This window comes from Sphingobacterium sp. FBM7-1, from assembly GCF_020687765.1.
Taxonomy (GTDB): Bacteria; Bacteroidota; Bacteroidia; order Sphingobacteriales; family Sphingobacteriaceae; genus Sphingobacterium.
This window is the reverse complement of record NZ_JAJEWJ010000002.1, coordinates 59,169-71,046: the sequence shown is the minus strand read 5'-3', so window position 1 is coordinate 71,046 and position 11,878 is coordinate 59,169. Positions and strand designations below refer to the sequence as shown.

The following is an 11,878-nucleotide window of genomic DNA, read 5'->3' as shown; positions in this document are numbered from 1 at the left end:
ATAAGTACGAACGCAACAACAACATATTATAATCGAAAAGAATGAGTAAAATCTTAGTCACAGGCGGAACCGGATTCATCGGCTCCCATACGGTAGTAGAACTACATAATGCCGGCTACACCCCGGTTATTATTGATAATTTATCGAACTCAAACATCCAGATTTTAGACCAGATCGCAAAAATCACCGGTGTACGTCCGGAATTTCACGAGTTCGACCTGTGCGACGAAGCAAAAACCCATGCTTTTGTTCAAGCCAATCCGGATATTACCGGAATCATCCATTTTGCCGCTTCGAAGGCTGTGGGAGAATCTGTCGAACAACCCTTAAAATACTACCACAACAACTTTTTCTCGTTAATCAACCTCTTAAACGCTTATCGAGGCAAGCCGATTAACTTCGTGTTTTCCTCCAGCTGTACCGTATATGGCGAACCCGATACCCTTCCAGTCACCGAAGCTGCTCCTGTAAAGCAAGCCGCTTCACCGTATGGCAATACCAAGCAAATTTCCGAAGAGATATTAGCAGAAATATCGGCCGCGTACGGTAACTATAACACCATAGCGCTACGCTATTTCAACCCGGTGGGCGCACATAGCTCGGCATTGATCGGCGAATTACCCCTCGGCGTTCCACAAAACCTTTTGCCTTTCATCACGCAAACCGCCATCGGCAAACGAGAAAAACTAACCGTTTTCGGCGGTGACTACGATACGCCAGACGGTTCTTGCATCCGCGATTATATTCACGTGGTCGACTTAGCCAAAGCACACGTCGCCGCCATCCGCTTGTTGGAAAAAGGGAATCCAAATGGCAATTACGATGTGTTCAATGTGGGTACCGGTAAAGGTTATTCGGTATTAGAAGCGATCGCCGCCTTTGAAAAAGCATCCGGTCAAAAGCTTAATTATGTTATTGGCCCTCGTCGCGACGGAGACATCATCCGCGTATGGGGAGATGTTACAAAATCCACCGCGCAACTGGGTTGGAAAGCGGAGCTTGGCATTGACGAGATGATGGCCTCCGCTTGGGCTTGGGAAAAGTATTTGCAAGAAAATCCGATCGGGTAGAATCGACATATGCTCCAAACATAATACTAAACAGCAGCTACTATCGAAAATATAGCAGTTGCTGTTTTGTAAATATCACATACTATTCAAGAAATAGCATGTGAAAGCGATTCGTTTTCTCTCCTTTTACGTGCAGACGATTACTCGTACTCACCATTGGAACCGCAGCGATCAAATTACGCATCAAAGCGTGGCGACCGGCAAGGGTATATCAATTCGAATATCGAAAAAAAGAAAACGACAGCCCTTGGACTGTCGTACTCAGCAGTAAGTCTAGCTGCCTTATTTCTAACCTCGCCGTATTGGAAGAATATGAATTCCGTGTGTGTTATGTGGGTCGTACTGGAAAATCGCCTTACTCGACGATTATTTCTTCCCGAGTTTATTAAAACTTACGATCTTTTGTAGGCCTCCCCATAGTATTTCTCGTTGAAACCTATACTTGGCGTCAACCAATAAAGCTGGATTACCCGGGAATAACGAAAATTAAAGCCCGACAGTACGATCGTCGTGATTGTACACGCGGCAAGGTAAACCCAAGGAGACTCCGAACCGCCGGATAACACATACGTCGCGATACAAACCGCTATAAACTGCGCTACGCTCAACGCATAGCTGACAAACATCGCCACGTAGAAAAATCCAGGCTCTATCTCGAATTTGAATCCGCAATGCGGACAATTTTTGTTCATGCGCTGTTTCAAACTGAACGTCCCCGCTCCAAATATTTTACCTGTTCTGCACCGCGGACATTTGCATGCCGTAGCCGCTTTAAACTTGCTGATAGTATAGTTATTGTTATGCTGCATTTCTAAACACGTTACCTTACAAAGATACGGAGATATATCTTTATAGCACAGTATATGCACCCGTTTAACGGGTTTTTTACTTCCTGTTGAAAATTAGACAATTTTCCTTAACTTCACGTGATGTCGTTACATAAGCAACCCGAATTAAAAGAAGCGGTATTAAATCTTCCGCAGAAGGAGAAAGACAAATTGCTCGTCCGTCTTGTTGGGAAAGATAAGATGTTGATGAAGCAGCTTCATTTCCGACTATTGGAAGACCAGATGGATCTAGAAGACCGTATAGAACGGCTCAAACAGCAGCTGGTCGATCTCTTCGCCGAAGGCCGGCACTCGGTTAAGAATATCCCCGTGTATAGTAACTACAAGGAACTTCAAGGTCTGATCCGGCAGGCGAGCGGAATGGTTAACGAACACGAAAAGGTTACCAAAGATAAGTACAGCGAAGTCGATTGTCGTATTTATATCCTACAGACCGCCTTCCAGCGGTTCCCCCGTCTTTTCGAAAAATCCGCCGTACATAGCGCTTTCAAACTACAAGATTATACCCGTGCTCGGATCAAAGCTACGGCTGCCAAATTCGACAAACTCCACGAGGATCTACAGTTTGATCTCCAAGAATCTATGGAGGAGATGACCGCTTTTGCGATGGAGCATGGATTGCTCTAAACGCAAAAGCAGCAATGGCTTGTAACGCCGAGCGGCAAATATTTTTTTTCGTAAGTTTGCATAAACAAGATCCGGCATTCCGTGAGTATACAAGACATTCTCGATAAATACGCGCAAAGCGACAACATAAAATTACTGGTCAAAAGCATACAGGCCAAGAACCCCAAAATTCAACTTAAAGGACTTATCGGCTCGTCGGATGCCATGACGGCAGCGGCAGCATACACCCTGCAAGAGCGTCCTTTTGTTTTTATCCTGCCGACCCACGAAGATGCCGTGTATTTTTTAAGTGATCTGGAAAGCATTTTGGACAAACAAATTCTGTTTTTCCCGGCATCCTTCCGAAAAGCCTATGAGTTTACGCAAACAGACGCAACACATGTGCTGCAGCGGGCCGAAGCGCTCAGTGCGCTAAACCACACCTCGGAACTGCCTAAAATGCTTGTCACTTATCCCGAAGCAATTGCTGAGAAAGTCATCAACCGGGGTGATCTGGAAAAAAACACCCTGCATATTACCCAGCAAACCAAGCTCAGCATCGATTTTATTAACGAATTTCTGTATGAATATGACTTCGAACGGGTAGATTTTGTCTACCAACCCGGACAGTTTGCGATCCGCGGGGGCATTGTGGATATCTTCTCCTTTTCGAACGATCTGCCTTACCGGATTGAGTTTTTTGGCGACGACATCGAAAGTATCCGGACGTTTGACGTAGAGACGCAGCTTTCCGTCAATAAGATCCATACCGTTACGATCGTCCCTAACGTACAGGCGAAATTCCTAGCCAATAACCATATTTCTTTATTGGAATATATTGACCGCGATAGCGTCATTTGGTTAAAAGATGTACAGTTTACCCTCGATATTCTGAAAGAGGGCTACAAGAAAGCTTCTGAATTCTGGAAGGCCCTACCCGAAAAAGATATACAGACCAATACCGAATGGGTAGACCCTCGCGTCACTTTTACCACAGACCGTACCTTTGGGGAGATGCTCTTTGATTTTCCCAATATTGAATTCGGCAAACAGTTTTTCTACAAGCCGGATGAGACGATTACATTTGATACCCATCCGCAGCCTTCGTTCAACAAGGACTTCAACCTCCTGATCCATAATTTTCAGGGAAATGAAAAACGAGGTATCCAAAACTTAATTTTCTCCGATTCAACCAAACAGATTGAACGGATATACACCATTTTGGAAGACATTGATAAATCAGTCGTCTTCACACCGATCCACCGGGCCTTACGCGAAGGCTTTCGGGATGATGCACTCCAACTAGCCTGCTATACCGACCATCAGATCTTCGATCGGTATTATAAATACAAACGCAAGAAAGGATACGAACGCTCGCAGGCGATTACGCTGAAGGAGCTAAGAGACCTCAAGCCCGGGGATTACATCACGCATATCGACCATGGTGTCGGTAAATATGCCGGCCTGGAAAAGGTCGAGGTAAACGGCAAAACACAGGAGATGATCCGTTTAGTCTATGCCGACAACGACCTGCTTTACGTAAATATCAACTCCCTAAACCGGATTTCGAAATATTCTGGCAAAGAGGGTACTGTTCCCAAAATGAATAAACTAGGAACAGACGCTTGGGACAAACTGAAGAAAACGACGAAGAAAAAGGTCAAAGATATTGCCCGCGACCTCATTAAGCTGTATGCCAAACGAAAAGCCCAGACCGGAAACGCGTTTAGCCCGGACAGCTACCTGCAAAACGAACTCGAAGCCTCTTTTATTTACGAAGACACGCCCGATCAAGAGAAAGCCACCAACGATGTCAAACGCGATATGGAGTCGCCACACCCGATGGACCGCTTAGTCTGCGGCGACGTCGGTTTCGGAAAAACAGAAGTTGCGATCCGTGCGGCTTTCAAAGCTGTGGCAGATAGTAAGCAAGTCGCGGTATTGGTACCGACCACCATTTTAGCGCTACAACATTACCGTACCTTTAGCGAACGCTTAAAAGGCTTACCGGCCAATATCGACTACATCAACCGGTTCAAGTCAACGAAGCAAATCAAAGACACCCTAAAACGTCTGGAAGAAGGGAAAGTTGATATTATTATCGGTACCCACCGGCTCGTCAGCAAAGACGTTAAGTTTAAAGATCTCGGCCTCATGATCATTGATGAGGAACAAAAATTTGGCGTGACCGTGAAAGAGAAATTAAAGGCGATGCGAGCCAATGTGGATTCGTTAACCCTTACCGCAACGCCTATTCCACGCACCCTTCATTTTTCCTTGATGGGTGCGCGCGACTTAAGCATCATTTCTACACCGCCACCCAACCGGCAGCCTGTACAGACCGAACTCCACGTATTTAACGAAACGCTTATTCAAGAAGCCGTTTCCCATGAACTCGAGCGGAATGGTCAGGTCTTTTTTATTCACAACCGCGTGGCCGATCTGCCCCAGTTAGGGCACATGATTCAACGTTTGGTACCCGGTGCGCGGGTGGGTATCGCACACGGGCAGTTAGAGGGTGATGAACTGGAAGATGTGATGTTGAAGTTCATCAATCATGAGTTTGATGTATTGGTCGCGACAACGATTATTGAAGCCGGACTGGATATCCCGAATGCCAACACGATTATCATCAACCACGCCCACATGTTCGGGCTGAGCGACCTGCACCAGATGCGGGGCCGTGTTGGCCGTTCCAACAAAAAGGCCTTTTGTTATCTCTTAAGCCCGCCGCTATCCACGCTCACCAACGAAGCTTATAAGCGCCTTTCGGCCTTAGAAGAGTTCTCGGAGTTAGGTTCTGGCTTCAACGTGGCGATGCGGGATTTGGATATACGCGGATCCGGAAACTTACTCGGGGCTGAACAGTCCGGGTTTATCGCTGAGATCGGTTTCGAGATGTACAACAAGATTCTCGACGAAGCCGTCCAGGAGCTGAAAGAAGACGAATTCGGTGCGCTATTTACCGACGAACAAAATCGAAAATATGTTTCCTTTACACAGATAGATACCGATCTAGAAGTCATGATTCCTGATGAGTACGTAACCAACATTAGCGAACGCTATAACCTCTACAACGAGATCGGCAACCTCGAGAATGAAGAACAGCTCGCCGCTTTCGAGAAAGCGTTGGAAGACCGCTTCGGGCCTATCCCACAACCCGTATACGCCTTGTTCAACACCTTGCGTCTACAGTGGATGGGCAAAAAAATCGGCTTCGAAAAAATAGCCTTTAAAAAGAATACCCTCAAAGGTTACTTCGTCAACAACCCCAAATCCAGCTATTATGAGTCGGATCAATTCGGAAAGGTGTTGGCCTTCGTACAGGCGCAACCGACCATATCGAATCTAAAAGAAGTCAAAGGGCAGCTGCGGCTCGCCTTGAGCAATGTCAATAGCATTGATTATGCGTTGCATTTGCTTAAAGAAATGACCTAGTTTTTCTTCTTCTTTTCCCATTGATGGAAAAGAAGCAAAAGATCTAGGCCTGCATTGTTCCGCTACCTTTACTTGCCTATTCCTAAACAGAAAGGAACTCGCTGCGCTCAGACAGCTTTCTGTTTTTAACGGAATAGTCTGCGTAAAGCTGGCCGCGGAACAATGCGAGGCCGTTTTACCCCGCATTATCGCGCGACGTTCTTGATTGCTTTTGTTTACGCATTTTGAACCAACCCCTCCTTAACCTCTAAAGGTCACATCCGAATATTTGAGGTATGCAGAATTTCGTCGTTAGCACTATCCCCTTTCCTCAAATATTCGAAGTGACGATTTTTTTGATTACTTTTTTGAGGGAAAAAAGTAATGCCGTGCTCCGGCGAGGAGCCGAAAGAACGTATGCTGAGAAGAAATCACTACTAAAAAAGTAGATTATTCATTAACTTTGTCGAATATCATATACGTATTATGGCAAAGCTAGAAACCTCTTTGATTCACGAAGGTGAACAATTTAATACGACCAAATCGGTTGTAACGCCGATCTTCCAGACATCCACTTATCTTGCAGACGATATCGCGGCTTTTGCACAAGCAGCAGCAGCGACCAAATCACCCGAATTTTATCATCGCCACGGCAACCCCAACAACAGCCAGGCAGCCGCACTAATCGCCAAACTGGAGCAGAAAGAAGATGCACTCGTCTTAGCAACCGGCATGGCAGCTATCAGCGCAGCTATTCTGGCCGTGGTCAAAAGCGGCGATCACATTATTGCTCAACATGCCCATTATGCCGCATCGCTGACCTTCATGCGCGATTTTCTACAGCAATACGGCGTGGAGGTAACGCAGGTAGACCAGACCGACAACGAGGCTTTCAAAAATGCCATCCAACCGAATACGAAACTCATTTTTATAGAAACACCTTCCAATCCGAATCTGGACATTACGGACTTAGCATTTATCGGCAAGCTGGGAAAAGAACACGGTATTCTAACCATGATCGACAATACCTTCGCTTCCCCCATCAATCAGGTCCCCGCAGATTTCGGTATTGATATCGTTGTCCACAGTGCGACGAAATATCTAGGCGGACATAGCGATCTCACCGCCGGCGCCGTATGCGGTTCCGCCGAATACATCGAGCAAGTTTGGCGTAGATCCCTCCTCTTAGGGGCTTCTTTAAGTCCGTTCGATTCTTGGTTGCTTTTACGCGGTTTAAAAACCTTAGCCTTACGCGTCCGTCAGATCAATGAAAATGCACTTGCCTTGGCACAATGGCTGGAAAAACATCCACGCATTAAGTCGGTAACCTACGTCGGACTAGAAAGCCATCCCCAATACGCTTTAGCTAAAAAGCAAATGAAAGGGTTTACCGGTATGCTGGCGATTGAAGTGGACGGCGCAGACGATGCCCAGCAATACCAACGTGCACAAGCCCTATTAAATACCCTACAGTTTTTCCAAAACGCGGTCAGTCTGGGCGGCGTAGAATCGCTGATCACCCACCCAGCCAGTATGTGGGGCGCCCACCAATCGGGAGAGAAGAGCAACAAGCCATCCTTTAGCAACGGCTTACTCCGGGTTTCGGTAGGTATCGAGCATATTGATGACCTTATTGCGGATTTTGAAACGGCTTTAGCCAATCTGTAAGTCTCCGCATAGCACCCATAAAAAAAGGCGTTCAATCAAAAGAACGCCTTTTTTTAACCCATTGTTGGTCACTTTAAACCTTATAAAACTGCTCCCATCCTTTAGCTGGTGGTGGCCCTACCAACAAAGCATTCGCAAATTTATCGTTAGTAATCTCCTTTTTAATGGGATCAAAAGCTATTTTTCCATTTAGCCGCTGGGTAATTACCCCCAGACAGAACACCTGGCTCAACGGTCCGGCAACCTCAAACGGCGACCGCGTCTTTTCCTCTCCCTTACAAGCCTTCAAGAAATTCGCAAAATGATTGGAAGGCGACACCGGCACTTCCGGCAATCTGTATTTCAAGTCCTCCGCTTTCCCTTCCGGGATAATCTCCAACGTACTTCCGTGCGACCCACCTTTAAAGGTCAAGTCCTTACTATAGATAATCTTGCCCGGATTAAGCTTTGCTGGTTCCAGTTCACCCGTACTCGGTGGCGGAATGTTGGGATCCAGCCCTGAAACCCCGTAACCCTCGGGAATCTGCGGCAGATTATCCAGCCCGTCGTACCAAGTAATGTCCACTGCCGGCATTCTTCTCCGTTTGGGGAAATGAAATTTAATCGTAGACGACTTCGGGAAAAAGAAGGCATTATGCCCTTCCAAGAAAGTAGCCTCTACCTCCGTCGGCAAACCAAGTTCGAGAAACTCGTGTGCGGTATCTAGAATATGTGCACCCCAGTCGCCCAGCGCGCCCATTCCGAAATCAAACCAACAACGCCACTGCCCGTTTACAAAATCTTTATTGTAGTCATGTCCTAAGGTCTGCATCTGCCAGACCTCCCAGTCTAACGTATCCGGAATCCGTTCCGCCGCTGGGAAGTTTTTAATATTCGTGTCCCAAGGATGCCAACGGCGCGCATTATTCATGTGCGCATCAATCCGCGTTACATCCTTAATAATTCCGGCATCCTTCCAAGCTTTGAACTGAAAATAGTTCGCTTCCGAATGCCCTTGATTTCCCATCTGCGTAACCACCTTATGGTGCTTTTTCGCTTTCTGCATCATCAATTCGGCTTCCCAAAAAGTATGTGCCATAGGTTTTTCCACATACACATGGATCCCCAAATCCAAGGCCATCATCGTTACCGCAAAATGGGCAAAATCCGGCGTACCGATCACTACCGCATCAATTTGGTTCCCCATTTTGTCGAACATCTGCCTAAAATCCTGGAAGCGGGGCGCATCCGGAAACTGCTTTAAGATCGGCTCCGTCTGTTTCGCGCCCATATCGACGTCGCACAGCGCCACAATATTACAAAGCCCCGTTTTATATAGATCGCGGATGATCTCGCCCGCACGGTTTCCAACGCCCACACAAGCTAAATTTACGCGCTCATTAGCCGATGCAAACGGGATTTTCCCTAAAAGACTATTCGATAACATCACGCCACCGCCCACCATAGCAGCGCGGCTAATAAAACTACGACGTGAAAGGTAATGGTTCATATCCTATTTTTTTAGCGTAATTACTTTGTTTTTTTCACCTTGATATTCCGGAAAGACACGTGATCACCATGATCCTGTAAAAGGATATGCCCCCGGGCTGCACCACCAAAATTATCCCAATCTTTGTATTTACTCTTCGCTACCAAATCCAAGTAATCTTGCGATCCGCGCTTGTATTCAAGCATCTTAAAGCCGTTGAGGTAGTGCGTCACCGTATTATCTTCCGATACGACCACCCGCCCACGGTTCCATTCACCAATAGGTCGACGCGCGCGGCGCTCCTTATTAGAAGTGATCAAGTCATACAACGACGCCAAGGTACGATTCCCGTCGCGCCCCGCCTTGGCATCCGGGTGTCGCTCATCATCTAAAATTTGGTATTCCAACCCAATAGCTGACCCGGTCGTCTGTTCCTTAAGGGTAACGAAATACTTCACGCCGCTATTGGCGCCCGGGGTTAATTTAAATTCAAACGAAAGATCAAAAACCGCATACTGATCACGCGTGATAATATCTCCCCCATTTGTAGACTCACCCCCATCCGATTTCAATACGGTGATCTCGCCGTTGGCCACTTTCCAACCTTTCGTAGGGAAAGTATTATGGTGTACACTTCGCCAACTTTCAGTCGATTTACCGTCAAATAACAAAGAAACACCTGCTTTTTCTTCAGCAGCACTTAAGGTGTTAGGCTTCACATTCACGATAAATACATCTTTCGGAAATTCCGTTGGCTTTAGGCCTTTTGTTTGGATTCGCACGTTTTTAAAGTAAACTTTTTTCCCGTGTAAATCGTCAGCGATACTATGTACCTGCAGGCCAATAAAACCTTTTCTATCTATGGTATCAATAACATAAGAAACCGGCACACCGTTTACCCACGTACGCAATTCATCGCCGATTGCTTCTATACGAATGCGGTTAAACTCCTCCTGCTTATAAGCCGATTTCGCTTTCTCATTCAGATCCAATGGATAGAGCCATCCGCGGCGCGCTTCGTCATAAATACCACCCGTCCAAGCTCGGTCACTCGGATCAATTTCTACCTGCCGGCCCTGCACCCTACCTTTTCCATCATTCGCCGCCGGATCATACTGACTACGCGTCTGAATACCCGAATTCGTGCGGTTACCTTCCAGTTTTACGTCTACTTCCAAAATAAAATCGCCATATTCCTGCTCGGTGACCAAGAAAGAATTTGGTGTTCCTTTCGTCATCGTCCCGACAATCATCCCATTCTCCACGTTATAAGGCGCTTCTCCCCCAAGCGTCTTCCAACCTGTCAATGTTTTACCGTCAAACAGATCCATCCATTTGCCTTTGTCTTGCTGTGCTTCCACATGCAGGGGCTGGTACGCCATAAAACCTACCGCCGCCGTAACCAAAAATTTAGATAGTATATTCATTTTACTGTGCTTTTTATAATGGCATATTGGTTTACTTATTTAGGTTATACTTTCGGTATTTTATAACCGTTATGATATTTTGCCGCTAAGTAATCGTTGGCTTTTCGATCCGTGAACTTGCGTCTGCGGTGGTCCCAATAGAGTTTCTCACCTGTGCGATAAGCAATATTACCTAGCTGGGAGAAGACGGCAATATGGGCCCCTACCTGGATCGGTGCATTAAGCAACTTAGCATCCTTACGTTGGATGGCCTGAACAAAATTCTCCATATGTATATCCAGTCCACTGTCTTTTGGCTCTTGCAGCGCCACCGCTTCCATCTTGTCCTTCTCCGGAATTACTTCCCAACCGTTCCGGTTGAGCACCAAGGTGCCATTGTTCCCGATAAAAGCCACCCCGTGGTTTCTACCATACGGCCCTAAACCAATCCCTAAAGCCTGTTCCCATTCGATATTAAAATCCTCAAAGCCGTATACCACGCGCATGGTATCCGGTGTTTCCGAAGCACCATTTGGATCCGCATATTTACCCCCAGCAGCCATCACCGATAGTGGATCAGACACCTTCATACCCAATAAAGCATAATCCAGCATATGCACTCCCCAATCCGTCATCAAGCCGCCCGCATAGTCCCAGAACCAGCGGAATTCAAAATGAAACCTATTCGGATTAAACGGACGCGTTTTAGCCGGTCCCAACCACCGATCGTAGTTTACACCTGCCGGAACCGGTCCGTCAGGTTGCGGCTGGATAGTTGTTTTCCAATCCACATAAGACCAAGCCTTCACATTTCGAATCTTGCCTAATTTTCCCGAATGAACGAAATCAATCGCGTCCCGAAAATGCTGTTGACTGCGCTGCCACTGCCCCACCTGCACGATGCTCGAGCTATTTTCCACCGCTTTCACCATTACCTCACATTCCTCCACCGAATTACCGATGGGCTTCTCCACATACACGTGCTTGCCTGCTTTAACGGCGTCGACGAGCTGCAAACAATGCCAATGATCCGGCGTAGCGATAATAACGATATCCACCAGATCCGCGGCCAGCATCTCTTGATGGGATTCAAACGTGCGCACATGGATACCACGCTCAGCTAGTTCTGCAACACGTTTTTCTAAGACCCGCTCATCCACATCACATAATGCCGTACATTGTACGGGGGTATTCTTTAATAAAGCATTTAAGTTGGACCACCCCATCCCATTCGCGCCTATTAATCCCACGCGAAGAGGGGCTTGACTAGCAAAGACGTTAGAAAACGGCATAACAGCAGATGCAGCAAAAACGGATGAAATTTTTATAAAATCTTTTCTGTTCATTAGTACGTTCTTTTACCGACTTCAAGAAGTTCAATCTTATTTTTTCGGG

Annotated in this window: 8 protein-coding genes; 4 read left to right on the top strand and 4 right to left on the bottom strand. The window is 46.6% G+C overall.

The annotated features are described in order from the left end of the window. Nucleotides 1-41 precede the first annotated feature (41 nt). Entirely contained in the window at nt 42-1,070 is a 1,029-nt protein-coding gene (galE, locus tag LKO28_RS04955; RefSeq protein ID WP_227693597.1) for a UDP-glucose 4-epimerase GalE, read from the top strand. Between the two features lie 392 nt (nt 1,071-1,462). Here the strand turns inward: galE and LKO28_RS04950 are convergent, their stop codons facing one another. Next, on the bottom strand, nt 1,463-1,879 hold the full coding sequence (locus tag LKO28_RS04950) for a DUF983 domain-containing protein (protein WP_227693596.1): 417 nt from the start codon (nt 1,877-1,879) through the stop codon (nt 1,463-1,465). A gap of 120 nt (nt 1,880-1,999) precedes the next feature. Between LKO28_RS04950 and LKO28_RS04945 the strand changes: the two genes are divergently transcribed. The 3 genes from LKO28_RS04945 to LKO28_RS04935 all read left to right on the top strand — a co-directional run bounded on the left by LKO28_RS04945 (nt 2,000) and on the right by LKO28_RS04935 (nt 7,609). Then, nucleotides 2,000-2,545, top strand: a complete 546-nt coding sequence (locus tag LKO28_RS04945) for a hypothetical protein (protein WP_227693595.1) — start codon at nt 2,000-2,002, stop codon at nt 2,543-2,545. Nucleotides 2,546-2,626: 81 nt separating this feature from the next. After that, complete coding sequence (gene mfd / locus LKO28_RS04940) at nt 2,627-5,962, top strand: transcription-repair coupling factor (RefSeq protein ID WP_227693594.1); 3,336 nt, start codon at nt 2,627-2,629, stop codon at nt 5,960-5,962. A gap of 465 nt (nt 5,963-6,427) precedes the next feature. After that, a complete protein-coding gene (locus LKO28_RS04935; RefSeq protein ID WP_227693593.1) occupies nt 6,428-7,609 on the top strand; it encodes a trans-sulfuration enzyme family protein in 1,182 nt (393 codons plus the stop codon). A gap of 73 nt (nt 7,610-7,682) precedes the next feature. Here LKO28_RS04935 and LKO28_RS04930 read toward each other — a convergent pair whose 3' ends face one another. Genes LKO28_RS04930 through LKO28_RS04920 form a run of 3 tightly spaced genes read right to left on the bottom strand, consistent with a single transcriptional unit; the run spans nt 7,683 to nt 11,829 of the window. Further along, on the bottom strand, nt 7,683-9,098 hold the full coding sequence (locus LKO28_RS04930) for a Gfo/Idh/MocA family oxidoreductase (RefSeq protein WP_227693592.1): 1,416 nt from the start codon (nt 9,096-9,098) through the stop codon (nt 7,683-7,685). Nucleotides 9,099-9,118: 20 nt separating this feature from the next. Next, entirely contained in the window at nt 9,119-10,504 is a 1,386-nt protein-coding gene (locus LKO28_RS04925; protein WP_317206613.1) for a DUF1080 domain-containing protein, read from the bottom strand. A 44-nt stretch (nt 10,505-10,548) separates the two neighbouring features. After that, nucleotides 10,549-11,829, bottom strand: coding sequence for a Gfo/Idh/MocA family protein (locus LKO28_RS04920; protein ID WP_227693591.1), 1,281 nt, complete (start codon nt 11,827-11,829; stop codon nt 10,549-10,551). Nucleotides 11,830-11,878 lie beyond the last annotated feature (49 nt).

Bases quoted from the DNA above. Each gene is read 5' to 3' on its own strand.
- LKO28_RS04925 (WP_317206613.1), bottom strand. From the start codon at position 10,504: ATGAATATACTATCTAAATTTTTGGTTACGGCGGCGGTAGGTTTTATG.
- LKO28_RS04920 (WP_227693591.1), bottom strand. From the start codon at position 11,829: ATGAACAGAAAAGATTTTATAAAAATTTCATCCGTTTTTGCTGCATCT.
- LKO28_RS04945 (WP_227693595.1), top strand. From the start codon at position 2,000: ATGTCGTTACATAAGCAACCCGAATTAAAAGAAGCGGTATTAAATCTT.
- LKO28_RS04930 (WP_227693592.1), bottom strand. From the start codon at position 9,098: ATGAACCATTACCTTTCACGTCGTAGTTTTATTAGCCGCGCTGCTATG.
- galE (WP_227693597.1), top strand. From the start codon at position 42: ATGAGTAAAATCTTAGTCACAGGCGGAACCGGATTCATCGGCTCCCAT.
- LKO28_RS04935 (WP_227693593.1), top strand. From the start codon at position 6,428: ATGGCAAAGCTAGAAACCTCTTTGATTCACGAAGGTGAACAATTTAAT.
- LKO28_RS04950 (WP_227693596.1), bottom strand. From the start codon at position 1,879: ATGCAGCATAACAATAACTATACTATCAGCAAGTTTAAAGCGGCTACG.